The organism is Parasphingorhabdus sp. (genome assembly GCF_048269865.1).
GTDB lineage: Bacteria > Pseudomonadota > Alphaproteobacteria > Sphingomonadales > Sphingomonadaceae > Parasphingorhabdus.
The window spans coordinates 1-23,055 of record NZ_JBLWUA010000015.1; the positions used below are offsets into that span (position 1 = coordinate 1).

The 23,055-nt window shown below is 52.2% G+C and carries 27 protein-coding genes; 8 read left to right on the forward strand and 19 right to left on the reverse strand.

The window, feature by feature from the left end; genetic code table 11:
- From ACN0WW_RS16320 to ACN0WW_RS16335, 4 genes are all read right to left on the reverse strand, one after another.
- Positions 1-1,681, reverse strand: a 1,681-nt coding sequence (locus tag ACN0WW_RS16320; RefSeq protein ID WP_417614018.1) for a transporter, incomplete at its 3' end; no start/stop codon positions are given.
- Positions 1,674-2,018 (reverse strand): type IV secretion system protein VirB3, encoded by a 345-nt coding sequence (locus ACN0WW_RS16325; protein WP_417614020.1) that lies wholly within the window; start codon positions 2,016-2,018, stop codon positions 1,674-1,676. The genes ACN0WW_RS16320 and ACN0WW_RS16325, both read right to left, overlap by 8 nt.
- 5 nt (positions 2,019-2,023) lie before the next feature.
- Positions 2,024-2,389 (reverse strand): TrbC/VirB2 family protein, encoded by a 366-nt coding sequence (locus ACN0WW_RS16330; protein ID WP_417614022.1) that lies wholly within the window; start codon positions 2,387-2,389, stop codon positions 2,024-2,026.
- Complete coding sequence (locus tag ACN0WW_RS16335; protein ID WP_417614024.1) at positions 2,386-3,141, reverse strand: lytic transglycosylase domain-containing protein; 756 nt, start codon at positions 3,139-3,141, stop codon at positions 2,386-2,388. Before ACN0WW_RS16335 ends, ACN0WW_RS16330 begins: the two co-directional genes overlap by 4 nt.
- Before the next feature lie 247 nt (positions 3,142-3,388).
- Here ACN0WW_RS16335 and ACN0WW_RS16340 point away from each other — a divergent pair, with 247 nt between their 5' ends.
- On the forward strand, positions 3,389-3,850 hold the full coding sequence (locus tag ACN0WW_RS16340; protein ID WP_417614026.1) for an Lrp/AsnC family transcriptional regulator: 462 nt from the start codon (positions 3,389-3,391) through the stop codon (positions 3,848-3,850).
- 45 nt (positions 3,851-3,895) lie between these two features.
- Here ACN0WW_RS16340 and ACN0WW_RS16345 read toward each other — a convergent pair whose 3' ends face one another.
- The 8 genes from ACN0WW_RS16345 to ACN0WW_RS16380 all read right to left on the reverse strand — a co-directional run bounded on the left by ACN0WW_RS16345 (position 3,896) and on the right by ACN0WW_RS16380 (position 9,945).
- Complete coding sequence (locus ACN0WW_RS16345) at positions 3,896-4,213, reverse strand: MerR family DNA-binding protein (RefSeq protein ID WP_417614028.1); 318 nt, start codon at positions 4,211-4,213, stop codon at positions 3,896-3,898.
- Positions 4,210-5,133, reverse strand: coding sequence for a copper homeostasis membrane protein CopD (gene copD, locus ACN0WW_RS16350; protein ID WP_417614030.1), 924 nt, complete (start codon positions 5,131-5,133; stop codon positions 4,210-4,212). The genes ACN0WW_RS16345 and copD overlap by 4 nt, the downstream gene beginning before the upstream one ends.
- Before the next feature lie 9 nt (positions 5,134-5,142).
- Positions 5,143-5,538, reverse strand: coding sequence for a copper resistance protein CopC (locus ACN0WW_RS16355; protein WP_417614032.1), 396 nt, complete (start codon positions 5,536-5,538; stop codon positions 5,143-5,145).
- Between the two features lie 28 nt (positions 5,539-5,566).
- Entirely contained in the window at positions 5,567-6,673 is a 1,107-nt protein-coding gene (locus ACN0WW_RS16360; RefSeq protein ID WP_417614034.1) for a copper resistance protein B, read from the reverse strand.
- Positions 6,670-8,535 carry a copper resistance system multicopper oxidase gene (locus tag ACN0WW_RS16365; protein ID WP_417614036.1) on the reverse strand — a complete coding sequence of 622 codons (1,866 nt, stop codon included), beginning with the start codon at positions 8,533-8,535 and terminating at the stop codon, positions 6,670-6,672. Before ACN0WW_RS16365 ends, ACN0WW_RS16360 begins: the two co-directional genes overlap by 4 nt.
- A 119-nt stretch (positions 8,536-8,654) precedes the next feature.
- Entirely contained in the window at positions 8,655-9,233 is a 579-nt protein-coding gene (locus ACN0WW_RS16370) for an RNA polymerase sigma factor (protein ID WP_417614038.1), read from the reverse strand.
- Complete coding sequence (locus ACN0WW_RS16375) at positions 9,230-9,670, reverse strand: Spy/CpxP family protein refolding chaperone (protein ID WP_417614040.1); 441 nt, start codon at positions 9,668-9,670, stop codon at positions 9,230-9,232. The genes ACN0WW_RS16370 and ACN0WW_RS16375 overlap by 4 nt, the downstream gene beginning before the upstream one ends.
- Positions 9,667-9,945 carry a hypothetical protein gene (locus tag ACN0WW_RS16380; RefSeq protein WP_417614042.1) on the reverse strand — a complete coding sequence of 93 codons (279 nt, stop codon included), beginning with the start codon at positions 9,943-9,945 and terminating at the stop codon, positions 9,667-9,669. The genes ACN0WW_RS16375 and ACN0WW_RS16380 overlap by 4 nt, the downstream gene beginning before the upstream one ends.
- Positions 9,946-10,083: 138 nt before the next feature.
- Between ACN0WW_RS16380 and ACN0WW_RS16385 the strand changes: the two genes are divergently transcribed.
- Both ACN0WW_RS16385 and ACN0WW_RS16390 read left to right on the forward strand, forming a co-directional pair.
- On the forward strand, positions 10,084-10,551 hold the full coding sequence (locus ACN0WW_RS16385) for a DUF411 domain-containing protein (protein ID WP_417614044.1): 468 nt from the start codon (positions 10,084-10,086) through the stop codon (positions 10,549-10,551).
- 24 nt (positions 10,552-10,575) lie between these two features.
- The gene (locus ACN0WW_RS16390) at positions 10,576-10,914 is read left to right on the forward strand and encodes a hypothetical protein (protein ID WP_417614046.1); all 339 of its coding nucleotides are present in this window, start codon (positions 10,576-10,578) and stop codon (positions 10,912-10,914) included.
- A gap of 48 nt (positions 10,915-10,962) precedes the next feature.
- On the opposite strand, the gene ACN0WW_RS16395 is transcribed toward ACN0WW_RS16390, so the two are convergent.
- On the reverse strand, positions 10,963-11,232 hold the full coding sequence (locus ACN0WW_RS16395) for a metal-sensitive transcriptional regulator (protein ID WP_417614048.1): 270 nt from the start codon (positions 11,230-11,232) through the stop codon (positions 10,963-10,965).
- Positions 11,233-11,360: 128 nt separating this feature from the next.
- On the opposite strand from ACN0WW_RS16395, the gene ACN0WW_RS16400 reads away from it, so the two are divergent.
- The 3 genes from ACN0WW_RS16400 to ACN0WW_RS16410 all read left to right on the forward strand — a co-directional run bounded on the left by ACN0WW_RS16400 (position 11,361) and on the right by ACN0WW_RS16410 (position 14,485).
- Complete coding sequence (locus ACN0WW_RS16400; protein WP_335653988.1) at positions 11,361-11,654, forward strand: hypothetical protein; 294 nt, start codon at positions 11,361-11,363, stop codon at positions 11,652-11,654.
- A complete protein-coding gene (locus tag ACN0WW_RS16405; protein WP_417614051.1) occupies positions 11,641-14,001 on the forward strand; it encodes a heavy metal translocating P-type ATPase in 2,361 nt (786 codons plus the stop codon). The genes ACN0WW_RS16400 and ACN0WW_RS16405 overlap by 14 nt, the downstream gene beginning before the upstream one ends.
- A gap of 82 nt (positions 14,002-14,083) precedes the next feature.
- Entirely contained in the window at positions 14,084-14,485 is a 402-nt protein-coding gene (locus ACN0WW_RS16410; protein ID WP_417614053.1) for a hypothetical protein, read from the forward strand.
- 577 nt (positions 14,486-15,062) lie between these two features.
- On the opposite strand, the gene ACN0WW_RS16415 is transcribed toward ACN0WW_RS16410, so the two are convergent.
- Positions 15,063-17,288, reverse strand: a complete 2,226-nt coding sequence (locus ACN0WW_RS16415; protein WP_417614055.1) for an adenosylcobalamin-dependent ribonucleoside-diphosphate reductase — start codon at positions 17,286-17,288, stop codon at positions 15,063-15,065.
- 167 nt (positions 17,289-17,455) lie between these two features.
- On the opposite strand from ACN0WW_RS16415, the gene ACN0WW_RS16420 reads away from it, so the two are divergent.
- Entirely contained in the window at positions 17,456-18,709 is a 1,254-nt protein-coding gene (locus ACN0WW_RS16420) for an acyl-CoA dehydrogenase family protein (protein ID WP_417614057.1), read from the forward strand.
- A gap of 207 nt (positions 18,710-18,916) precedes the next feature.
- Complete coding sequence (locus tag ACN0WW_RS16425) at positions 18,917-19,531, forward strand: molybdenum cofactor guanylyltransferase (protein ID WP_417614059.1); 615 nt, start codon at positions 18,917-18,919, stop codon at positions 19,529-19,531.
- Here ACN0WW_RS16425 and ACN0WW_RS16430 read toward each other — a convergent pair.
- From ACN0WW_RS16430 to moaA, 5 genes are read right to left on the reverse strand one after another with little or no spacing between them, the layout of a single operon-like run.
- Positions 19,528-20,712 (reverse strand): molybdopterin molybdotransferase MoeA, encoded by a 1,185-nt coding sequence (locus ACN0WW_RS16430; protein WP_417614061.1) that lies wholly within the window; start codon positions 20,710-20,712, stop codon positions 19,528-19,530. The two genes, ACN0WW_RS16425 and ACN0WW_RS16430, sit on opposite strands and share 4 nt — an antisense overlap.
- Positions 20,713-20,748: 36 nt before the next feature.
- Positions 20,749-21,285: a molybdenum cofactor biosynthesis protein B gene (gene moaB, locus ACN0WW_RS16435; protein ID WP_417614063.1), complete on the reverse strand. Its 537-nt coding sequence runs from the start codon at positions 21,283-21,285 to the stop codon at positions 20,749-20,751.
- Positions 21,286-21,288: 3 nt separating this feature from the next.
- Positions 21,289-21,750 carry a molybdenum cofactor biosynthesis protein MoaE gene (locus ACN0WW_RS16440; RefSeq protein WP_417614065.1) on the reverse strand — a complete coding sequence of 154 codons (462 nt, stop codon included), beginning with the start codon at positions 21,748-21,750 and terminating at the stop codon, positions 21,289-21,291.
- 1 nt (position 21,751) lies between these two features.
- Positions 21,752-22,021 (reverse strand): MoaD/ThiS family protein, encoded by a 270-nt coding sequence (locus ACN0WW_RS16445; RefSeq protein WP_417614093.1) that lies wholly within the window; start codon positions 22,019-22,021, stop codon positions 21,752-21,754.
- On the reverse strand, positions 22,022-23,050 hold the full coding sequence (moaA, locus tag ACN0WW_RS16450) for a GTP 3',8-cyclase MoaA (protein ID WP_417614067.1): 1,029 nt from the start codon (positions 23,048-23,050) through the stop codon (positions 22,022-22,024).
- Positions 23,051-23,055: the final 5 nt, after the last annotated feature.

A 23,055-nucleotide genomic window follows, 5' to 3' on the forward strand; every position in this document is an offset into this window, starting at 1 on the left:
CGCTTAGCGAACGGTCTGCTACGGGCAGCTTCATGACCGCATTTATGCCGTCCTCAATACGTCGTTCTTCCTGTACCGAGATAGGCTTGCCGTCAGCGCGGACCAATTGGCGGATGAATAGCGAGAGAAAGCTCTTGTCCGGGGCGCAGTCAGTCAGCGCTTTTAACGGTGAAAAGCCTGTGGCGATGCCATTATGCAATGCGAGATAAGTTCCGCCGCTTGCCTGCACGAAGATTTGCGCGCCGCGATCCTTATCTATGAATATCTGCCGTGCACCGGTCTTTTCCGCTTGTGCCATCAGAAAGTTAAGCAGCACAGTCTTGCCGCCGCCAGAGGGGCCAATGATCAGCGTGTGACCCAGATCGCCTTTATGGAAATTGAAGAAATAGGGGCTGCGCGCGCTGGTTTTGAGAAGTGCAATGGCTTCGTCCCAATGATTTCCGCTCGCTTGTCCAGCGGGGAAAGTATGAAAAGGCGAGAAAGCCGCAAAATTAAGCGACGTGATAGGCGCAGGCCGGGCGCGCCACGCAAAATTGCCGACAAGCTGCGACCAATAGGCGGCTTCAAGCGCAGCACCTTCTCGTGCTGCGACCATCCCGGTATCGGCAAGTGCCGCTCGCGCTACAGACATATGATCGCGCAAGGCGCGCATACTTGTCCCATAAACGGCAAGCGTGAAATGGTGATCGCCCAAAACAAAGCGGTTTGACATCAGATCGTCGCTTGCATCAATTAGCGCATCAGCCTGGCTGACCGCCCGGTCACCTGAATTTTCCATTTGCGTCATGCGCAGCCGGAATTTCTCGGTTGCTGCCGCGCGTCCGAGGAAGGTGAAGGATTGTGTTAGCACGAACCCGAAATCGACTGACAGCAAGGCTTCAAACTGGCGCGGGGTGGTTTGCGCGGGGTATTCGCGAACTCCGAAAATACCGCCAAACGCTGATGTGTCGGCACCGCGAACTTCGATTGTTTCCGCGCCGAAAATCGTCCGCGCGCGGTAAAGCGCGCCGCCCAGATGCCCGCGAACCACGGGAACCCGGACATGGCGTCCGGTCATCACCACGTCCGCGACTTCCATCGCTTCGGAAAACATCAATCCGCGATGTGCATATATCCCGCAGCGGCGCGGCTGACAGCGCGCCATGAGCTTTTCAAAGTCGCGCGCTTTATCATCGAGCAATTCAACCAGTGCCTCGTCAATCAGCGGACCTTTGTCCGCTTGCTTCGATACCTTCCGCTTGAGGAGCTGGATGATCTTGTCGCTTCCCGTTGCAGCCGGACGAATGACAAGGCTGACAAAGAAGCGGTTGATGAACATCCGCTCCCGGTTGATGCGACCAAAATAGGCGCGGTCCAGATCGGCAGCGAAACCAGATTTGAATGCCCCACCGGGATATTGATCCACGCGCATCCTGATAAGATGGGTCCACACCGACAACCGTTCGTCATGCAGGTTTCTAAGCAATCCGTTTAACTTCGTATGCCAGTCGTTGAGATCGCGCACATCGGACGTCTCGAAGGCGCGGCCCGTGAGTTCGAAAGTCAACATGATATCGCCGGAATCAAGCGCGACCATTTCCTCGTTTATATGGCGCGCATAGGGTAAGAATTTTTCAGGCGTTGCTTCGCGCTGCGCTATTTTTAGCGGCACAGAATTGTTGGAAGCGAGCAATCTACCCATGACGGCCAAAGCCTTTGCGGCGCAAGCCTGTTAAAGGCAGCGGTGAGTAGCTGCTGCCGCCCCAAAACGCTCGGTTTCGGTTGCCCGCTTTCGTCCGGCCCCAAAGAAACAGCAGGCGAAACGCATTGACATCGTGCCGCACGATCAGCCGCGAGATCGAATAGCCAAAAGCCGCGATCAATGCGGCATAGAGCGGGCTGTTGCTTTGAATCAGTACCGATGCGCTGGCGATTAACAGTAACACCGCCGCTTCAATTGGAATCCCCGCCCACAGAGCCGGGCGCGTAACCGCGAGGAACAGCGTGTTTTTTGTCAGACTTTCGGTTTGCTCGTTCATCGCCGTCAGCCCGCAATGAGACCGACGATGGAATCCGCCGAGAAGACTATGGCGATACCAATAATGACCGTCACCAGAACAGCGGTCGAAGCGCGGCCTGTAAACCAGAGTAGGCCGGTTACAATTACAGCGATGACTGCCAGCGTTCGAAGGAGGGTCGATGATAAAAGCCCGCGCACGTTGCTAGCAAAACTCTCTAGGTTTTGTGCGTAGGCTGGCTCGGGTAGGGCGAGCGAAATGAACATCGCAGACAAGAGGGCTATGCTCCAGAACACCGCGCGTTGGCGCTTGCTTTGAAGCTGGTTAGATTTCGTTGCACGGGATGTGCGCCGCACCTTAGCGCCCCGTGCCCAATTTAGGATCATGCTCATATGCTGCCCCTTTCACTATTTGCGAGAGCTTTGGTTTCGCGTTCGTAAGCCGCACGCTCAAAGAGGTTCCATCTCGGGGGCGGTGCAGGGCGAGGTGGCGCCTGTCGCGCCACGTTTTCCGTGACGATATTTACCCGCAGGTCATTGCTGGTTTCCGCGATTGGTTGCGATGCAGTGGGGGCATAGGACACTTGCCTATCGGCAATGCCAGCATTGCCGACGACTTTGGCGACATAGCCATTGCGAAATCCACGCGATTGGCTTCCTGTATTATACATTGAGAGGGCAATACGAAGGGCGCTTTGTGGGTCGCGCCCCGCTTTTACCGAGTTATAATTCTGGGTAAGAACGCGGCCTAATGCTGCAATGTTAGTGCAGGGGTCGAACACCGTGTCCCATGTGAGACCAAGCCAGCGCATATTGCGGGAATTGATCTGGCCAAGGCCCAGATCGACTGAATATCCTGCTGCAACAAAGCGTTTAGCTGTGGCCGCTGCTGCTGCAGCGCTGGCCTGACGGCGCGGTTGCCGTCCTCCGTTGACGTTGAGGGCGAAGACATGGCCGCGGCTTTCAGTACGAACAATCGCGACAACCGTTTCCGGCGCTACCGACGGAGCACATTGAAGTGCCAGTGATACAATAGTTGCAGTAGAGTATGCCATTATACGGCGCGTTCCAAATTTCTGCCTATTACATCCAATCTTGTGATGCTTTGCATTGCGCTTCACTCCAGATTTACGTTTCTCCTCCAAATTATAGATGCTGATTTATTTGTTCAGCCATAGATTCAGGAAGGCGTTACAGCCGTTTTGACTTGCCAATCGAAACCCAAAACGGGCTTTGACCTTCAATTTTGACCTTGCGGACTAGCTGCTTGTCGCTGGGTGTGTTCGCTGTAAGCCCGATTTCTAGCTCAAACTTAGGATAAATAAGGCAAAATCGAACATTTGCCTTCGTAATCTCAAGGCCTCGCCGGTGTCATCCAGCTAGAGGTGAAATATGAATCGAAGCCGCTATGTAACCCGGCCAATTGATGCAACTGATCGAGCTATAATTGCCGCATTGGTCGGCAATGGCCGAATGACAGTTCGGGAGCTCGGAGAGCAAATTGGAATGTCCAGTCCAAGTGTTACCGAGCGCATTCACAAGCTTGAAGATGCAGGCGCGATCAGCAGCTATACTATCAATGTAGATCCCACCGTATTTGGACTGGGCGTCACTGCACATGTGCGATTGTGCGCTTTGCCGGGAGAGGCAAAGAGAGTGGCGCAGATGCTGATCGACACTCCGGAGATAGTTGAAGCGGATCATGTTACTGGCGAAGACTGCTTTGTGGCAAAAGCCGTGGTTCATGATGTGCAGGAATTGGAAACCGTTATGGACCGCTTCCTGACATTCTCCTCGGTCGATACCGCAATCATTCAGTCATCGACAGTGACTAAGCGCCTTCCAAAATTATAAAATTGCTTGTTTTCAGTTGTGTGAGTGAACTCCACGCTCAACCGCTCAGGACAATGGTCGAGGTGCCAATGTCTCGATTATCTTGCAATCTCCCACCGTGCCATGTTGGCAAGCGCTGATTACGCGGTCTAACTCTGAGCGAAGCGAGGTCAGGTCGTCGATTTTCTGGTCAATTTTGGCAAGATGCCGGCTCGCAATATCATCAACAGCTTCACAGGATTGCTCTTTATCGTCCGACAGGGTCAGCAATTCCGACAGAGCTTTTAAGGTGAACCCGAGATTACGGGCGCGGCGAATAAATGATAGTCTCGCCAGATGGTCGCTTCCATATGCTGCGTTCCGGCGATATATCGGAGACCTCAACTCATCGGCGACATCATTCCTGCTATTGCCACAAGTCCGATGACCGCGATTGCCAGAGTGATTTCGATTGTTAAGCTGACGCGCAAAGCCGCCAAACTTGTGGCTGGGTCTGCGTCCAAGCTGGCTTGTTCTGCTGCCCGGCGTCTGCCGATTAGCGCGTTGCGGCCACCGCACAGCAGCATAAGCGCGACGAGCGCCACCTTTATAGCCAGCAACTGGCCATAGCCGTTCATAAGCACCGTACGGCTATTGGGCAGCCCGAAAATCATCTGTGCATTAATTAGCCCGGTGACAACAACCACTGATACCAAAATAATCCCAAGGAGCGCAAAGCGGTGCATCGCGATTAAGAGCGACTGGGATTGCACGGCGTCGATGTATCGGTACGCCCTAATCGTCAAACGCACAAACCATCCGATCGCTCCAAGCCAAATTCCCGCAGCAAGCAAATGAAGTGCATCATTAATTCTGTGGAACAGACCGGCGCTGCCCTCTAGCGCCGCAGCATGTCCGCTCCATGCTAGGGTTGCTGTTGCAAACCCATAACAGACTGCGGCGACAATTAGGGCGAGGCGTGAACGATGTCTGAGCAGTAACGCTATCAAGGCTGCCGATAGCAGCGCTATGCGCGCGACGAATGCCCAGCCGATGCTGGTTGTAGTGACCATCAATTCTACAGTTGCCCAATCGGTCGAACAAACCGGCTGCCCCATCATTGCCGCGATGCTTAGTACCATCAAAGCGGATGAAACAAGAGGTGCGAATATGGCCAAGCCCAACAGAGCTCCATTAAACCACGGATATTGATTTTCAGAAGAAAGCCAACGCAGACCGATAAGCCGGTAGGCTGTAAGCCCAAACAACCCAAGTAAGGCGGCATAGTGCAGGAATCGAAGCAGGATTTGCGGCCAATCATCCATTTGACTGACCTAGCGCACCGTAAAGTTCACAGTGCCTTTCATCCGGTGGCCATCAGAACCAGCGGCTTGCCAACGCACTTCATACGTACCCGCTTGCAGAGGCTTGCGCAGCGATAAGGTAAGTGTTTTGTTGTTATTTGACCAAGCCGGGGTAAAATTCCGGATCACCATCGGTTGGTGATTTTTCATGCCCGGCATGGCGGTCATAACGATGCTGGTTGCGACTGTCGGGGGCAACAATGCTTCACTGAAAGTCATGGTTACGCTGCGAGGGCGGGCAACTGCTGCGCCTTCTGCTGGAGTTGAAGCTATAACCTGAGTGTGAGCTTGCGAGGCTGCGGGAATGGACGCAGCCGATATCGCAATCGCAAAAGTTCCGATCTGTAAAATATTACGAAAGTTCATAAATTTATCCTCTAAAAATTCGGCGCGCTCAAAACCAGAAACGGATGCCGACGACATAATTGGTAACGCTGTTGTCCTCGCCGCGCGCGGAAGCGTAATCAGCACTACCGCCTACTCGCCAGCTTTGCTCGACGCCGATATAAGGCGCAAATTCGCGCTTTATTTCGTAGCGCAGTCGAAGCCCGAGTTCGACATTATCAATCCCTGCGCCGATCCCGAGTTCGGGAATATCCTGAGCGGACAGGTTAATTTCTGTGCGCGGTTGCAAGATAAGCCGCTGTGTAATTTTCTGATCGAGTTCAGCCTCGAACCGGGCCGTGAGGTCGCCGCGCTGCGAAAGAAATATCGCTCCATCAACCTCAAACATATAGGGCGCAACGCCCTGAATGCCTATCACGGCGTGGGTTGTATCGGGACCGGCAATATCTTGACGCACGCCTGCTTGCAGATCGAAAAAGGGGGCAATCGCACGTGAGTATAGGGCCTGAATCTCGGCATCCTCTACCGGCTCGCCAAAGCTGCCTTCGCCTTCGCTCTTGAACCAGAACTTGCTAGTGGTTCCGCCATAATAGCCTTGAATATCCCATAGATACCCTTCCGAACCCTGCCGAAACTGCACTTCAGCGCGGTCGGCTTGGAACCAAAAAAGCGGATAATCGCCGTGGGTTTTCTGCAAATCCTCACGCGATGCTCGCATGGCATCCGCGCCCCAGATTGCATCCGCAGCGCGCGGTGGGCTGGTAGGTGCGTCTACTGGCGGAGGCGTTTCCATTTCAGGACCGGGCGAGGCCGCACCTTTCATCTGATCATGATCCATAGCGCCATGATCCATTGTAGGATGGTCCGCCTTGTCCTGCTCCGGTGCGTCATGGTTCATCGTGCTATGATCCATCGAACCGTGATCCATGGCCGAATGATCCATATCTTCCATTCCGGAAGGTTGGTCTGATTCAGCCAGCGTTGGCATGACGTGGCCAGCGTGCGGATCGATGGGTTTTGCTTGAGATGGGACGGATTCAGGCGAAGCCGCTGGGGCAGCGTGGCCCTGATGCGCATCATGATCCTGCGCTTGCACCGATACAGGGTGCATCGCCGCTGCCAAAGCGGGCAAAATGATGACTGAGGTCCGGCTCATGAGGCCGTTCCAGGTCCAGCGACCGTCACCGTCTGCATCATCCCGCCATGCATATGGTAAAGGAGATGGCAGTGGAACGCCCAATCGCCCGGCTCGTTTGCTGTCAAATCAAACTGCGCGCTGGCTCCAGGCTGCACGATCATCGTATTTTTACGGGGCTGTAATGCGGGCGACTGCCCATTGACCATTTCAAAAAACATGCCGTGTAAGTGGATAGGATGCGCCATCATCGTGTTGTTGACCAGTTTAACCCGGACCCGCTCGTTCCACGCAAAGCCAATTGGAACGTCGCTAACTGCGCTATACATGCGGCCGTCGAACGACCACATATAGCGCTCCATATTTCCGGTCAGATGCAACTCAAGCAAGCGTGATGGCTCACGGGTGTCCGTGTTAGCATCGCGAGCAACCAGCATCCGGTAATTTAGAACGCGGTGCCCCTTGTCAGGCAAATCCCCATCGCGCAAGCCAAGGCCCGGATCGCCCATTTTGTCCACGGGTGCCATTGATACCATATCGACACCCGGACCAATTGCGACATCGGGCGGCAGGAGAGCCGTATTCCGCATGTTCATGCCGTCCATACTCATACCGGCCATACCGCTGCTTTCGCCTGAGGACCCTTGATCCTTTTGGCCGTGATCCATGTTGCCGTGATCCATGGGTTCCTTGGCCTTTGATCCGTGGCTCATGCCGTCCATACTATCGCCGCTGCCATGATCCATGTCGCCATGGTTCATACCCATATCGGCCATTGTCAGCAGAGGCGGGTCGCGTAATGCCGGGACGGCAGCGCGGGCGCCGGGGCGGCTTGCCAGAGTAGCGAGAGCCATTCCGGAGCGATCCATGGACTCAGCAACGATGCTGTAAGCCTCTGCGCCGCTTGGTTCGACAATTACATCATAAGTCTCGGCAGTGCCGATCTGAAATTCATCAACTTCAACCGGGCGCACCGCCTGACCGTCAGTAGCCACTACACTCATGGCAAGGCCGGGAATACGGACATTGAAGAAGGACTGTGCCGATCCGTTGATTACCCGCAGCCGCACTCGTTCACCGGCCTTGAATAAATATTCCAATCCTTCGGATGGTCCGCGACCATTGGCGAGGAAAGTGTACGTGGGAGCACCAATATCGGCTATGTCTGTCGGCATCATCCGCATTTTTGCCCACATGCGGCGTTCTTCAGCCGACATCGAGTAATCATCGGTCATCGTATTTTGCTGGCGGTTGAAATAGCCTTCGCCAGTGCGAAGACGGTTCATAACGAAATGAGGATCAAGCGTGGTAAAATCGCTTAGCAGCAAAATATAGTCACGATCGGCTTTGATCGGATCGCCGCCGCGCGGCTCAATGATCATCGGTCCGTAATGGCCAGACTGTTCCTGCAGTCCCGAATGGCTGTGATACCAGTAAGTGCCCGATTGCCGGATCGGAAATTCATAAACGAAGGTTTCTTTCGGCTTTATGCCGGGAAAGCTAATGCCGGGAACGCCATCAAACTGAAACGGCAACAACAAGCCGTGCCAGTGTATTGAGCTATCGACGCCGAGATTATTTGTCACATTAAGGCGGACATTCTGCCCCTCGGTAAGCCGGATGAGCGGGCCGGGAACACTACCATTGACAGCAATTCCAGGGCCGCGCCGTCCTTCAACGATCCGGTGACCGCTGCCAATCGAAAGGTCTATGATTTCGCCGGTTACTTCGTCAAAGCCTGCTGGGATCAGGGTGTCACCGCCGCCATGCTTGCCATGCACACTATGCCCTTGTGCCCACGCTGGCATGGCCGCCGACATGTAACCCAGACCAGCTGCGCTAGCGCCTACAGTCAGAAAATTTCTTCGGTTCAGTTTAGTCATGTCTATCTTTCGGATAACAGCCATTACATCTGTTACGGGCGCAGCAGCCTTTGCCCTCAAAATAAAATCGGTTTTTTTGCCGGTAATTCAGATAGCTTGGACCATCTATAAAAGCTTGATTAGCCTTCGAACTTTTCCAGTTTTTCTCGAAGCCGATTTCTGGCGCGGTAAATTCGCGTTTCTATCGCTTTTTCAGTGGTGCCCAGAATAGTCGCGGCTTCTGCCTGGCTTTGGCCATCGAAAGTGACGAGTACCAAGGCTTCCCGAAGCCGAGTGGGTAAGTTGGATATCTCTTTTTTCACAAATTGTAGAGACTGTGCCGCTTCAGCGCTTTCCTGCTGATCAGGGCTATCCGTGGCGACTTGTTCGACCTCATTGTCTGGTCCGAAATCAAAAAGGCGCATAACTTTTCGTTTGCGCAGCTGATCTCTGCATTTGTTCAAAACAATGCGCGTTACCCACGGACCAAATGGAAGCGATTGATCAAATTGGCTAAGTTTAAACCAGGCTGCCGCCATTGCTTCTTGAACCGTATCTTCAGCATCGGCGTTGTTGCCCATTGTTCTGCGGGCAAGATTGGTCATTCGCGGTTCATGCCTTCGCATCAGCTCATCAAAGGCCTTCCGCTTCCCCGAATGTGCCTGCGCTATGAGCGCGCCATCTTGTTGTTGCGCGTCATCATGCTCTGATAGCGTCATTCCTGATTGGCGGTCAGCGCATTGCCGACACGGGCATCAAATGCTTTTTGTTGCTCATCAGTAAGCAGACGGCGCATGTTGAAAATATGCTCTACGGTGGCTTTCTGCAAAGCGCCCATTTTCTCATGCACCGCTTCAATAGCCAAGCTGACTTTGGGACCATATTCATGCTCAGCTTCCATCGCAGCCGCAAGGTCAGCATTCGCCGCCCGAAGCGATAATTCCAGCGATTTCTGTTTTACGGCAAAATCCGCTTCAAGCGCCTCTAGCTGTGTCAGCTGACTATCGGTCAGATCAAGTTCGTCATGTACGAAGCTGTGAATGCCTTGCGTTTCGACATCCCGCTGTGACCAGTAATTGGCGCAATAGGAACCTAGCCAACCCGCCGCAAGCGCGAAAGCCAGCAAAATTATGATACGAACTGGACTTAGTTTCATTGCGATATATTCAGTAAGCCGGCGGGTGAGTAATCTGGTCCGTCGGTCAGGGTGCTAAAGCCTGTCTGCGCCGAAACTGGTTGTTCAGCGGTGCCAAAGCCCGCGCCAACTGCAACCAGAAACATGATCCCTGCGAGTGCGTTGCTTTTGTAAGCGCTACGCCGCTCTTGAATCTCGCCGATGCGGGACCAAACTGAGCTACTAAAATCCGCTGGCAACGGCTCAATGCCATCTGCCTTCAGCATGTTCAAAATATTGTCCAGATTGCTAGTCATATCGGCCTCATGAGTAAATTTTCTTATGGCTTATACGCGCCGGAAGTCATCTACCCCTCGAAAATAATTTTAGATTACATTGAGGGGTCAATGCATTTGGCCCGTACGAATAGCAATGGAAACATAAAGGATAACATCATGCTGAGTAAAATGAGGAAAGTCATCACGCATCGCACAGCGGGCACAGCTTTGCTTCTTTCGCTTGCGGCCTGCACGACAGCTGCACAAGCTTCGCCGCTTGTCATGTTCCGTGACCCAGGCTGCGGCTGCTGTGAGAAATGGGCCGAACATATTGAAACGAATATGAAGCAGGACGTCGAAACAAGGAACAGCAATGATATGGCCGCTATTAAAGACGCAAACGGCGTGCCAGGGGCGCTACGCTCCTGTCATACCATGATTGTCGAGGGATATGTCATTGAAGGGCATGTTCCCGCAGAAGCTATTGCCAAGTTATTGCGAGAAAAACCCACCGGAGTGAAAGGCCTTGCCGTTGCAGGAATGCCTGTCGGTTCACCTGGGATGGAATATCAAAATCAGACGCAGCCTTATCAGGTGATCGCTTTTGGCGAGAGCGGCCAGCGCGTCTTTGCCAGTTACAATTAATCACTCCAGCCCCCGAAAGGAAATATGATGACTAAACTAGCAATTTTTATGAGCAGCTTTGCATTGATCACAGCGGGACCACTGTTGGCCCATGAACATGGAGCTGATAAGTCTGACGAGCATAAATGTGAAATGATGAAAGACGGCAAGAAAATGCAGGGCATGATGATGAAGAATGCTGACGGCAAAATGTCATGCCAGATGATGGATCATTCTAAAATGGACCACAGCAAGATGGATCATTCTAAAATGCCAGCGCCCGAAGCGTCTGACCAGGCGCAACCAGCCATGGATCATTCAACGATGGACCACTCGAAGATGGATCATAGCAAGATGGAGCCCAAGAAAGACGCACCTGAATAAGCAGATAATCGGCTCGGGGCTTCGCTTTGCGAGGCTCCGACCCGCCTATTATCCCATCTTGCCGAACAAGTTCACCAACTCGGCAATTTTCTCTTTCTGGTCTGCCTTGCTACCGGAAGTCAGAGCTTCTTCGACGCAATGATTGGTGTGGATCTCCAGAATTTTCATTTTGGTAGAGCGCAGGGCGGCTTCCATCGCGGAAAATTGCTGGAGGATATCGATACAATAGCGATCATCTTCCATCATTTTAGCTATTCCGCGCGCCTGACCTTCGATCTTTCGCATCCGCACGATTTCTTTGGTGAATTTGTCTGTCATGTTGTCCTTATGCCAAATTTTGGAGCGTGATCAATCGAAAGAGGTGGCCGCATCAACCTTGACACTAAATCATCATGCTACTATACCCCCCTATAGTATATATCGCTGATGATCAAGAGGAGCTCGAAATGACGCATGTTTCAAACCGCACTCAAATCCTTGTCTGGGGCTGGACGCTGAGCCTGTTTTTGCTTCTCAGCTACCTCATCTGCATTGGCTTCGGTCTTTTGGCACCGCAATCTATGCACATGCATGAAGCTTGGGCACCTTGGTTGCCGGGTTTCGAATGGCTGACTTTGCAGGGATTTCTTGCAGGGGCGGTCGGCAGCTTTCTTTATGGTTGGTATATTGCATTGTTGGTTATCCCGCTGCGCGCGTGGATAAGCCGCAAGGTTGCAGGTGCTGATCATGTCGAAGCATGATGCCGGGACTGACAAATCATGCTGTTGTAAAGATAAAGAGGCTTCTGCCGGGACCGTAAAAGATCCCGTGTGCGGCATGGATGTCGATCCGAGCAAGAGCGAGCATCATGCACAGCATGACGCGCATGATTATCATTTCTGTTCAGCCGGATGCAAAACCAAATTTGTCGCTGACCCTGAGCACTATCTCACTGGCAGGCATCGTGAGGTAGCGAAGGATTTGCCGGCGGGGACAATGTACACTTGCCCAATGCATCCGGAAATCCGCCAAGAAGGGCCGGGTTCCTGTCCGATCTGTGGGATGGCACTCGAACCCGAGACGTTTAGTCTCGATACCGGCCCCGATCCCGAATATCTGGATATGCTCAAGCGTTTCTGGGTCAGCGCGGTGTTCTCCATCCCACTGTTTATTTATGCAATGGGCGACCTTATTCCGGGCAAGCCGTTTGAAGATTTATTTGAACCAGGAGTTTCGCAATGGTTGCAGCTCTTGCTGGCATCACCGGTAGTTCTGTGGGGCGCATGGCCGTTCTTTGTGCGCGGTGTAAACTCGCTCAAAACCATGAACCTCAATATGTTCACGCTCATTGGGCTTGGCGTGGCGGTTGCCTATGGCTTCAGTCTGGTCGCAACACTCTTTCCAAGCATTTTTCCGGAAGCATTTCGCGGCCATGATGGCGGTGTGGCTGTCTATTACGAAGCAGCGGCTGTCATTACGACCCTGGTATTATTGGGCCAAGTGCTGGAACTGAAAGCGCGCGGACAGACATCAAGTGCGTTGCGCGCACTGCTAGAGTTGGCACCGCCAGTCGCATTGCGCGTCGGTGCGGATGGATCAGAAGAGGAAATATCGCTCGATCAAGTGCAGAGCGGTGACCGCCTGCGTGTTCGTCCAGGCGACAAGGTTCCTGTTGATGGCACTATCGCCAAGGGCTCCAGTACGATTGATCAAGCAATGATCACGGGCGAGCCAATCCCGGTTGCTAAGGCCGAAGGCGATGATGTTACCGGCGGCACAGTCAATCAGACTGGCAGCTTTATAATGACCGCCGAACGCGTTGGCAAAGACACGCTTCTTGCCAAGATCGTCCAGATGGTCGCCGAAGCACAGCGCAGCCGAGCGCCCATCCAGAAACTGGCTGATACGGTTGCGGGCCTGTTCGTCCCCGCTGTAGTTCTGATCGCTATTGCCACATTCATTATTTGGTCGATTTGGGGTCCCGAACCGGCGCTGGCCTATGGCTTGGTCAATGCGGTCGCAGTCCTCATCATTGCCTGTCCTTGCGCGCTTGGGCTTGCCACTCCGATGTCGATCATGGTTGGCACCGGCAAGGGCGCGCGGAACGGCATCTTGATCAAGAATGCCGAGGCACTCGAAACTCTGGAAAAGATCGATACCATCGTCGTCGACAAAACCGGGACATTGACCGAGGGCAAGCCCAAGCTGGTTTTGGTCGAACCTGAAAATGGTTTTGATGGCGACGAGATGCTGGCGCTTGTTGCCGCAATCGAAATGGCAAGTGAACACCCGCTGGCAGCCGCGATTGTGGAGGGCGCAAAAGAAAAGGGCCTCTCGTTTGAAGCAGCAACAGACTTCCAGTCGGTCACCGGCGAAGGGGTTGAAGCCAGCGCAGGCAGCAAGCGTGTCGCCATCGGCAATGAAAAAATGATGGACCGGCTTGGGGCCACCAGCACGGAGCTGATTGCCAAGGCGCAGGATGGCCGATCGCAGGGGCAAACGGTGATGTTTGTGGCTGTCGATGGTAAACCTGCAGGTCTTATCGGTGTCGCCGATCCGATCAAACCGACCACGAAAGAGGCAATCAAAGCGCTGCATAAGGCCAATATCCGCGTGGTCATGCTAACCGGGGATGCCGAAGCTACCGCGCAAGCAGTTGGCAAAATGATTGGCATTGATGAAATCCACGCCAATGTGTCACCCGAAGATAAGCACCGGGTCATCAGCGAGCTGCAAGCAGCGGGCAAAATGGTCGCAATGGCAGGAGACGGCATCAATGACGCTCCCGCTCTCGCCAAAGCCGATGTTGGAATTGCGATGGGCACTGGCACCGACGTGGCAATGGAAAGCGCAGGGATCACACTGGTAAAAGGTGATCTTGGCGGCATCGCCAAAGCCCGCCACCTCAGTCAACTAACAATGGGCAATATTCGGCAGAACCTGTTCTTTGCGTTCATCTATAACGGGCTTGGCGTGCCGGTCGCGGCGGGCGTTCTCTATCCGTGGTTCGGCATTTTGCTCAGCCCGATGATTGCCGCTGCCGCGATGAGCCTGTCGTCTGTCTCGGTAATCGCCAACGCCTTGCGTTTGCGCCGCAAAGCGCTGTGAAGGCCGTGGACACAGGCGCTTATGGCGTCGCCATTGTCGCAACCGCGTCGGGGCTTCTTGCCAGTGTTTTGCAGTATCGCGCATGCTGGCGATGTTTACTGACATGAACCTCATTCCGCACCGCCATTTTGGAATGCCTGGGGGCATTCAAAAGCACACGCTGGTTTTCACCGTAATTGCCGCAGGCCTGTTGGCTGCGTTCTTTGACTTGAGCCGGATAGCATCATTGGGGGCGATATTTTATCTGGTGATGGACATGATCATCCATTGGGGCGTTTATCGTCATCTTAAAGACGATGTCGGAGCTAAAAGCTGGATTTTGCTAAGCGCGATCATTCTGGATTTGATTGTTCTTGGAGCATTCCTGACCATGAAGGCAGCGAGCGATCCAATGATCATAGCAATCTCCTTTGCCGGGACTGCCGGATTTTTTTGCGTTCGAGAAATACTATCTGTCGCATCGGCGAAGTGGCGAGCACTCTAAGCCATCGCAGTCAGATTACGCGCATTGATAGGGTAGGGCGGTGATGCCTTTGTCTGAAAGGTGAATTCTCGTTGGTCAGGGCGAATCGAATTCAATACTGCAATGGTTCGATCTGACTGGGTCAGCATACAGCCAAACGCCATTCAGTTTAGACAATTCAACGGAAGCTTCAGAACAGCAGGATGGGGACCAGTGAGAGATGGGGGTATAGCATTAGTCGCGTCCCACTTTTTGTGGGGTTCCCTTACACATGTCTTACACACTTACACAAAACCTTACACAAATTTGGCTTGACGGAAAATTTATAATTTTTTATCATATAGCTACGGCTGTATCGTTCTACTCAAAAGTGAGATCATTAGGGCCTTAGCTCTTCAATAATATAATTCGACTGGCTGACACCCAATCTAGCGATGCATTAGCCGGATTTATGGCTCCGGCATCGGCAATGTCTTTGTGCAACTCGGCCTGCGTGAACCGCTCTTCAAAATGACGAAATGGATCTTAAGGTTACCGTGCTTTTTTATATCGCTTTCAAAGCGGGCATGCGTTTCAGTAATGAATTGTTTATTATAGATTATCCGCATTTCGAAAAGCCGCAATCAAGACAATTAAGGCAACCTTCCGCCTTGATTAGCGATGCAGCTCCGCATTTCGGGCATGCTGGAGAAAATTGTCCGGCTGGCATGGGGATAACGTCGTCTGCCTTCGCTTCGGATACCTGCTCTTCCATAGCCAAGTGACGCTCAATAATATCGCCGATAGCCGCTAACAGCGACGGCACATATTTCTTTTGCAACCAAGCACCACCCCTTGGATCAAATACCGCCTTCATTTCTTCGACAACGAACGATACGTCGCCCCCGCGCCGGAACACAGCTGAAATCATCCGCGTGAGACCAAGTGTCCAAGCATAGTGTTCCATATTTTTGGAATTGATAAAAATCTCGAATGGGCGGCGCTCTCCACCGGAGACGATATCGTTAATTGTAATATAAACCGCATGCGCGCTATCGGGCCATTTAAGCTTATAGGTCGTGCCGTCAAGCGCCTCCTCTCGCGGTGCTAGCGGTGCAATCTCGACGGGCGCTTTTGTTTGTTTGTCGGTCTCAGTGCTGAGGATCGACCCCGTGATCGCGTTGGGCCGATAAGTCGTCATACCTTTGCAGTCGAGCCGGTATCCTTCCAGATAAATATCTGAAAAATCTTCAAAACTAATATTTTCGGGACAATTTACAGTTTTGGAAATCGAACTGTCGATGGCTTTTTGCGCCGCCGCCTGCATCTTGATATGTTCGGAGGGTTTCAAGGTCTGGGCGCTCACAAATAGCTCGTCTGACGGAACGGCATCAATCCCTTTTGCCTCGCGCCAGACCCTCATCGCGTAATCCTCGACCGTTTCGGTATGTGTAGACCCATCGCTTTGGCGAATACGGCGGTCGTACCTGTAAGCAAATACCGGCTCGACGCCTGATGATACATTCCCCGCCAGAAGCGATGTTGTTCCGGTTGGTGCGATGGAGGTGAGGCAACCATTGCGAAGACCATGCTCGGCAATCATAGCGCGGGTTTTGTCATCTAGCGCTTTCAAATTGGGCGCATCAAGAATGCGCTTATCATATAGAGGAAATGGATCCTTTTCCGCAGCCAGCTTGGCAGAAGTCCGATATGCTTCCCGTTTTATAATTTCCAGCCAACGGGTCGTTTGAGCCGCTGCATCATCACTTCCATATTGTTCGCCGCAAAACAAAAGCGCATCAGCAAGGCCAGTGATTCCTAATCCAATGCGCCGCTTGGATTTAGCTTCGACTTCCTGCTGTTCCAAGGGATAGCGCGAAATATCAATCACGTTGTCGAGCATACGCACCGCAGTTTCTGTAAGTTCGCCAAGCTGCTGTTCGTCAAGTCCTGCATCATCTTCAAATGGCCGGACAACAAGCTTTGCAAGATTGATTGATCCCAACAGACAGGCTCCATAAGGTGGTAGCATTTGTTCACCGCAAGGATTACTCGCGCTAATGTCCTCGCAATATGCCAGGTTATTCTGCTGGTTGACGCGGTCTACGAAGATTACTCCAGGTTCAGCACAATCGTATGTAGCGCGCATTAACCGCTCCCAGAGGTCTTTTGCCCGAATGGTTCGGAAAACGTCACCGCCGAATACTAAAGGCCAATCGGCATCGGCATGGAGAGCTTCCATAAAGGCATCTGTCACTAGCACAGAAACATTGAAATTGCGGAATCGCGCAGCATCCCGCTTAGCATCAATAAAGGCTTCGATGTCGGGATGGTCAATGCGCAGACACCCCATCATCGCGCCGCGCCGCTGACCGGCTGAATGCACGGTTTTACACATCGAATCCCAGCAATCCATGAACGACAGCGGACCTGATGCATCAGCTCCAACACCATGAACTGGGCTTCCTAGTGGCCGGATAGTTGAGAAATCCATCCCGACCCCACCGCCTTGCTGCATCGTTAGCGCTGCTTCCCGGAGATGATCAAATATGCCCCCAAGGCTGTCTGGTACCGTTCCCATTACAAAACAATTGAATAAGGTAACAGCGCGTCCAGTTCCCGCACCGGCAATAACGCGGCCGGCTGGGATGAAACGTAAATCGGCGATGGCATCAAAAAAGCGGGTGCCCCATTCTTCTCGTGATTCGGGCGCTTCCGCCTCAACGATTGCGGCCGCAACGCGCGCTGCAGTCTCGTCAAAACTTTGATCCCCGCTGGCTCCTTGCGGCGAAAAACGATATTTGGACGTCCAGATTTCTTCGGATAATTTTGTTTCAAGGATCATCGAAAAATCCATATATGGTATCAGCTCGAGTTACTTGCCACTAGATGTGAGGTTTATCTACAATGATATTTAATAGAGGTATTTGATTTACATCAATTCGGTGGCGAAGTTTTTACGCCATTTCATAGCTGGTAGTTTAACCAAGAAAATTAGGCGGAGCGAAGTATATGGATTTCACCGTTTCTGACAGGCAGGCTGAATGGCGGGACCGTGTTCGCGGCTTTATGGATGCTCATGTTTATCCGGCAGAGTCGGCATATCAATCTCACGTTCAAATCACCAATGAGACACGCTGGACACCGCCGCCAATCATCGAAGAACTGAAGGCCCGTGCTTATTCGGAAGGACTCTGGAATCTCTTTCTTGCGCCGTCGGAGCATGATGATGGAAACTACCAAGGGGCTGGGCTGAGTAATCTAGACTATGCCTTGTGTGCAGAAGAAATGGGCAGGGTCAGTTTTGCATCTGAGGCTTTTAATTGTTCAGCACCTGACACAGGTAATATGGAGGTGCTGCATCGTTACGGTACAGCGGAACAAAAAACTGCCTGGCTGCGGCCGCTTCTGGATGGCGAAATTCGGTCAGCATTTTTGATGACAGAGCCTGATGTAGCTTCCTCAGACGCGACGAACATACAGACAACTATTAGCAGGGACGGAGATCATTACATTATCAATGGTCGTAAGTGGTGGTCATCGGGAGTTGGCGATCCTCGCTGCAAGATCGCTATCGTCATGGGGAAAACCGATACGGAAGCCGATCGCCACAGTCAGCAATCGCAAATACTGGTACCTCTGGAGACTCCCGGCGTTGAAATTGTCCGAATGCTGCCAGTTTTTGGTTATGACGATGCGCCACATGGCCACGCGGAAGTTATATTGCGAGATGTCCGGGTTCCGGCGTCAAACATTATTCTTGGTGAGGGCAAGGGTTTTGAAGTTGCCCAAGGGCGGCTTGGGCCAGGCCGCATTCACCACTGCATGCGCGCGATAGGAGCCGCAGAGGTGGCCATCGAGAAAATGACCGACAGATTGTTGTCAAGAGTCGCATTCGGAAAGCGACTCGCTGATCAATCGGTGTGGGAACAGCATTTGGGAGAGGCGCGGCTGGATATAGAAATGTCGCGCCTTCTTTGTCTGAAAGCCGCCGATATGATGGACAAGACTGATAACAAAGCGGCTCGACTAGAAATCGCCATGATCAAAGTTGCAGCGCCACGGACGGCTTTGCGGGTCATTGATTATGCAATTCAGGCGCATGGTGCGGGCGGTGTCAGTGATGACTTCGGATTGGCACAGGTTTATGCCGGTATGCGGGCGCTACGCATCGCCGATGGGCCCGACGAGGTTCATCTACGATCAATTGCCCGGCTGGAATTTTCGCGGCATGGGGAGCGTATGCGAGCGTGGAGGGAAAAATAGCTGCTTTGGCGGCAAATGCCGGTCGGGAACAACAGCTAAGCAAAGCGCCTGATTTTAGCAAATATGAAGCAATTTAGCAGAAGTGTGCGCTCTCAGACAACGACATGTTGGCATATCGACGCCACCGGAGGCTATCGCCAATAAACTAGGTTAGCTACCAGGCATAGATATTTTTGATGAGAATGGACGGGGGATCAAGAATACCATATGTTAGAAAACGAACGCATTTTACTAAAGCACTCAAATATCCCGATTGTTATTGCGGCGGGCGGCAAAGGTTGCCGAATAGGCGGAGGAAAACCATTTTTAATACTTGATGGGATAAGCTTGATAGATCGATCGTTAGACCGAGTTTCTCGTTGGTCAAGCGATGTCGCCGTCGCTTTGCAAGAAGCTCCATCGCAGACATTGAGAGCAGATATTGAATTGCTGGTAGACCATGAAAAAAATCAAGGACCACTATCGGCCTTGTCTAATGCGCTTTGCTATGCCCAGAAAAAGAAATCCTCGCACGTTTTACTAATCCCTTGCGACATGCCTTTCCTACCGGACGATCTGCTTCAAAGGTTGGAGCAGGAAATCGGTGCCTCGCAGGTCGCGATGGCAAGAAGCAATGGGCAGATTCATCCGATTTGTGCTTTGTGGAGTACAAATATCACTAACCAAATCACGGCCTATGCTGAAACCGGTCGGCGTTCTTTGATTGGCTTGGCCGATACAATGCAGGTAGAATTTATTGATTGGACAGGGGCTGATCCAGATCCTTTTTTCAACATCAATACACCAGAGGATATGAAACAAGCACAATCATATTTCTGTTAAAATTGGAGGGCGTTGACAAGGCTTCCTTGCTTCTTGCCTTTGCAATTCGCCGGACGGCGCACCAGCCAATCTGTCTGCGCCAAAGGTTGCTGCGCTCCCGAACTTTGGTTGTCCAAAATGACAAGTCCGTTTTCACCCCAAAACGCGCGGTAGAAGGTTTCGCGTGGACCGTTCGGGCCAATCTCGGTTGAAAGAGGTATCTTTCGCCACTGTAAAGGTAACGGGCGCGTCTGGCCTTGCAGCTTTGCTAGGAGAGGAGCCAAGAACAATCTTGCGGTCACCATAGCTGATGCAGGATTACCAGGTAAGCCAAGTATAAACTTATCGCCGGCTTTCCCGAGCCAGACAGGTTTGCCTGGTTTAATGGCAACTTTTGAGAACAATAGTTCGAGCCCGTGAGGTTCAAACATAGTCTTAGCATAATCGCGCTCGCCGACTGACGCGCCGCCCGTGACAAGCACTATATCGGCATGAGCCAAGGCCTCACCCGCTGCTTCTGTCAGTTCATGAAGGTTATCGGCCAATCTTTTACGGGCAATCACATTTCCGCCAATAGATTTGGCATAAGCGGCCAAGCCGATTGTGACGCTATCGGGAATACTTTCAAGCTGGCTTGCAGCTTTTCCCGGAGCGACAATCTCGTCACCTGTTCCTATAATGGTAATTTTTGGCTGAAGAGCAACGAGGACTTCATCACGGTCAGCGGCTGCAACAGTTAGCAGGCTACGCGGCGTCAGCATCGACCCTGCGCCTAACAATTCATCACCAGTGGCAAAATCGCTTGCCTGCTTGCGAACATTCCATCCCGGTCCATATTCTCTTGCAATGTGTGCTAATCGGCCATCGCGTTCGACATTTTCCTGTATAATAACTCGGTCCGTTCCGTTCGGCATAGCCGCTCCGGTAAATATCCTGATCGTCTCGTCTGGACCGACGGCACCAGAATATCGTGCGCCAGCAAAGGCCTCACCGATGACATTGAGGCGATCTCCCAAGGCTGTAGATGCGTCGGTGACGGCATAGCCATCCATAGCCGACACATCTTGGCGCGGGGCATCTATCTGTGCAGATATTGCTTCTGCCAGAACACGGCCAGAGGCATTTTCCAGTTCCACTGTTTCAGTGCCCAGTTCAGATGCTGCTTGAGCGGCTATCTCTTGCGCTTCATCAAAGCTGATCATGATATTGCCCACATTCTTTCTGCCAAGAATTTCGGTTTATGCGCATAAGCCATGTAAACGCGGCAATAAGCCAGCAATCGAGCAAGGCCGGTGGCGGCTGTCTAGCTCGTTGCTAAGCACCATATCCCAAGCATCGCGGCATGCACCCGTAGACCCGGGAACACAAAATATAAAGCTATCACCGGCTTGACCGGCAAATGCCCGCGATTGCAAAGTAGAAACACCAATGGTGCCAAGACTCGCCTGATGGAACAAAACTGAAAAGCCGTCCATATAACGCCGGAACATTGGCTTTATCGCTTCTGGAGTAACATCACGCTCGGTAAATCCGGTCCCGCCCGTGGTAAGGATAATCTCAACCTCGGGATCATCTATCCATTTCTGCGCCTGCGCTTTAATTGCCGACTTATCATCGGTCACTATAGCACGGTCAGCGAGGCTATGACCTGCAGCCTCCAACCTTTGGATAAGCAGGCCGCCAGACGTATCTGTTTCCTTTGTGCGCGTATCAGAAATCGTCATTACCGCGATTTTTAGCGGATAGAAGGTGAGTGCTTTATCAATACCGGCCATTGCTCAAACCGCCCATCTTTCTGTATCTACAATATCGCCCTGCGTAGGCTCTATCCATTTGTGACCTTGCGGCCCCTGTTCGGATTTCCAGAATACCGCTTCTGTTTTCAATCGGTCCATCATGTAGTCGGCAGCTTCAAAAGCGGCGCGCCTGTGCGCAGATGCGGTCGCCACAAAAACAATCGCTTCGTTTGGTGCGATGACACCTGCGCGGTGGATGACCAACGATTTGCTGATAGCGAAGCGTTCCTGCGCCGCATCCAAAATAGCCTGCATCGATGCTAAGGTGACCGAACGATATGTTTCCAAAGTAAGAGCAGTTACAGACGAACCGTCGTTTGTCAGATCGCGGGCCAGACCAGTGAAGCTAACAATGGCTCCGTCGCTTCCGTCACACCCGTTCGTGAAAGCCGCCAGCGCTTGCGCTGGTTCAAATGTTTCGCGCGTAATTTGAACTGCGTCCAATTTAACCACCTGAAACTGGCGGGAAAAACGCTAGTATTTGATTTGGCATGATCGCGGCGCTATCTAGTACAATAGTCTCATCGAGGCACGCCTTTACGCGCGGGCTTGCCATATAAACTGCCATTTCGGGATATTTGATCGCAATCTCATGGCGCACTTTTGCAATATTTGATCCATTTTCTGCGATGCGGATTGTAATCTGGTCGGCAAGAATCGTGGCCAGCTGTCCGCAGAGTTCAACCGTTATATTAGCTTCTTTAAAATTTTCAATTCAGCCTCCAATAGATGCAAGGTGAGGCGTTTTTCCGCTATCTCCTTGGTGCAACAAATGACTTGGTGCCTTGGTCTGGGTTAGTGCGACAATGCGGGTCACCAGCTCCTCATACTGACTGTCGCTTGCCAAAAGAGGACGCAGATCGATACCGCCATCTCCGAATAGGCATAGATGAAACTTGCCTGTGGCTGAAACACGCAGGCGGTTGCATGTCGCGCAAAAATCCTGTGAATAGGGTGCAATAATTCCGATCCGTCCTTTGGCTGCATCGTGTCCATATTCGACGGCGGGACCTGCCCCTGGCTTGCGCGCCAATTGCTTCCAGCCAAGATCGTCCAACCGCTTTGCAACATGCGTGCCAGGCAAATGATGTGATTTGAAAAATTGCGGATTATCATTTGTTCGCATGACTTCGATGAAACGCAAGGACACATTGCGCGTAGCAACAAAATTCAGAAAATCATCAATCTCCTGATGGTTCAGATTGCGCATCAACACCGTGTTGATCTTGATATCGGTCATGCCCGCGGCCCGTGCCGCCTCGATTCCATCAAGAACCTCTGCAAGTCGGTCATGCCCTGTAATCTGTTTGAACTTTTCGGGTTCCAGTGAATCGATACTGATGTTGATCGCACAAATTCCGGCGTCAAAGTAACTCTGCGCGCGTTCAGCCAATCGGTAGCCGTTGGTGGTCATAGCGAGGCGTCGAATACCGGGAATGGCGCTAACCGCACCTGCAATTTCTATAAATTCTCTGCGAAGAGTAGGTTCACCGCCGGTTAGTCGAATTTTCCATAATCCAAGCGATGCGAAAGCTCGGACTAACCGCGCAATCTCATCAATATTTAGATTTGTCGGAGCACCATTTGCTTTGCGATATCCATCAGGCAAACAATAGCTACATTTGAAATTACACACATCGGTGAGCGACAGCCGCAGATATTCAAAACGTCTGCCCATCGCGTCGGACAAAAGGCTCGTTGGCACCTTAGTCTCTGGAGCTTTCAGGTCTATGATGTCCGGCATCCTAC